The organism is Helicobacter bizzozeronii (assembly GCF_900196775.1).
In the GTDB taxonomy this organism is placed as follows: Bacteria; Campylobacterota; Campylobacteria; order Campylobacterales; family Helicobacteraceae; genus Helicobacter; species Helicobacter bizzozeronii.
This window is the reverse complement of record NZ_FZLB01000070.1, coordinates 1-2,523: the sequence shown is the minus strand read 5'-3', so window position 1 is coordinate 2,523 and position 2,523 is coordinate 1. Positions and strand designations below refer to the sequence as shown.

The 2,523-nt window shown below is 48.3% G+C and carries 3 protein-coding genes; all 3 read right to left on the bottom strand.

Features of this window, described 5'->3' with window-relative positions:
- Positions 1–1,753, bottom strand: a 1,753-nt coding sequence (locus C5684_RS07600; protein ID WP_407645778.1) for a portal protein, incomplete at its 3' end; no start/stop codon positions are given.
- A gap of 175 nt (positions 1,754–1,928) precedes the next feature.
- Positions 1,929–2,138, bottom strand: coding sequence for a hypothetical protein (locus C5684_RS07595; RefSeq protein ID WP_104639924.1), 210 nt, complete (start codon positions 2,136–2,138; stop codon positions 1,929–1,931).
- Between the two features lie 10 nt (positions 2,139–2,148).
- Positions 2,149–2,523, bottom strand: a 375-nt coding sequence (locus C5684_RS07590) for a site-specific DNA-methyltransferase (protein WP_199764520.1), incomplete at its 5' end; no start/stop codon positions are given.

The following is a 2,523-nucleotide window of genomic DNA, read 5'->3' as shown; positions in this document are numbered from 1 at the left end:
GGGGGGGGGGGGGGGGGGGGGGGGGGGGGGGGGGGGGGGGGGGGGGGGGGGGGGGGGGGGGGGGGGGGGGGGGGGGGGGGGGGGGGGGGGGGGGGGGGGGGGGGGGGGGGGGGGGGGGGGGGGGGGGGGGGGGGGGGGGGGGGGGGGGGGGGGGGGGGGGGGGGGGGGGGGGGGGGGGGGGGGGGGGGGGGGGGGGGGGGGGGGGGGGGGGGGGGGGGGGGGGGGGGGGGGGGGGGGGGGGGTGGGCTTGTTGCGCCTGTGCTTGCTGGTCTTGCTCTAAAACTTCCATCACATCTGCAGTGATGGGGCTATCCATATCCTTAAGGATTAAGGGCAAGAGTTGGGGCACTAAGCTTGGGGCTATGGGGCTAACCACTTTTAACAACTCGTTCCAGTGGGTGAATCGTTCATCTTTGCTCTCTGTCTTTAATTGGGTCTTGTAAATCAAATCAAACTTACAGGGCTTAATTTTATGCTGGTCATTGTCATTGATGCTAAAATAGCGATCGCCTATCTTAGCGTCCACAATTCTAAACACCTGCTTTTTAGTGAAATAATGGCTCATCAAAGAGACCGCTAATTCAAAGATGCGTTTGTCCATATCATCGCTAATTTTTAAGAAGTTTTGCAAGCCCATAAGCCCGCTCTCTTTTCTCTGGGCTATGGCTACCCCACTCTGTCTGTTTATTGCCATCCCCAAACTCTCATCATTTAAACCCGCTAAAATCTTAATGAGCTGGCGTTTTTGCTCTGCCTTTTGGCTTAGGGCTGCGATGTCAGCTTGGTTGTTGATGAATTGAATCTTATTATCTTTGAGAGCTCCGGGTCTGACCTTGACAATGGCATTGTCTAAGCTCATTTGTTCGACAAATTCATCGATATTTAAAACCCCATCTTCTTCAAACATCGCTTTAAAAGAGCCCATCATATTGCCCATTCTGTTTTCCGCATAGTTAATATAATCTTGCATAGGCTTAATATCCCTAAAAAGCCCGTAATAGTGGTTCTGTTCATCTTGGTAGAATTTGGCAATAATAAAGGGGTGTAAATTATTCTTAAAGGGCTTGCTCTCAAACTTGTAGATACCCCCTTGTTCGCTCCAAAGATAGCGATTCCACACCCATTCTGTGCCCTCAAACTCCTTAGCCCAAGTTTCTATAATGCGCGCTAATCGCTCTTGTTTGTTGTGGGTGTAGATGATCTCCACATCGGGTAAAATCTGCTTTAAACTCTGTTCATCCTTTAATAGCACCTTGTGGAAACGCCGTGCGTCTAGGGCATTAGGGTGCGCGCTTAGATAGTCGATGATAAAACTTAGCGGGTCTAAAGCCTTAAGCTCAATATCAATGTAACCTTGTTCATCCTCAATCGCCCACAATTCCACCACCGATAAACCCCCCATAATTAAATCTTTATCGCGTTTAATCATCTCCTGATCAAAATTGCGCTTTTGGCTGAAATATTTTAATAAATCGTTTAAAAGGTCTGCTAGGGGCTTATCTTCCTCTTGACGGGGTGTTAATCTAACCTCTTGGATACTCTGTATTTTATAGCCCAAAATCTTATTAACAATCATTTTATAGATGTTTTCCACAATCGGACTCTGCCCGCGCTCTAAAATGGTGTTTAGCACATCAGGGGGTAACTGGTTGCCATGGTAGTAGGCTAGGGCTTGCTTGAACTCCTCCATTGAGGGGCTAGAGGCTTTTAAGTCCTGTTCAAACATTTCTTTGAGAACATTAAAATCTAACATCAATCACCTTTAACACGCCCTTAAAGGAATGGCAAAGCCTAAAGGGCGCAGGGGCAATATTAGACAAAAACCAATAACCAAACAAGGGTTAAGCCTACATAGGCGGAGTTTAGGGCTGTTTTTGTTAAAACACCTATGCAGGATTGGGGGATATTAGCCCACAACCCCTGAATAATCAAGGGTTAAAATTTCCCCCCGTGGTGCAAAAGTCTAGGTCTTTTTCTAATTGCTCGGTGTAAATCAAAAGGGCTTTGAGGTATTCTAGCGTGTTTAAGCTCTTGTGCGGTCTAACTGGCTTTAAAACCTTGCACTTGGTGGGGATATAGACATCTTTATAAACCACTCTGGGCGTGCAAGCACCCAACAACAACACCCCAATACCCATTAACACCCCTTTAAGCAAATAACCCCTCATCACCTAAAGCCCGTCTTAAATTCTCTTGGGCGATCTGAGCATATTGCTTAGATTTTTCCACCCCAATAAAATTAAGCCCTAAATGCATACACGCTACTCCCGTGCTCCCACTGCCTGCAAAACAATCTAACACAATCCCGCCCTTAGGCACAATGGCTAAGCAGTGTTTTAAGACCTCTAGGGGCTTTTGGGTGGCGTGTTGTTTGCCATTGATAGGGGTTCTAGCCTCAATGTAGCCATAGTGGTAATCTGCTTCCCTTTTTCTCTCATAGCTGGGTAATTCCCCCTTAGTGCCCCAAACAATAAACTCGCATTGTTGTTTAAAGCCATTGGGAAAGGGTCTAGCACCCCTGCC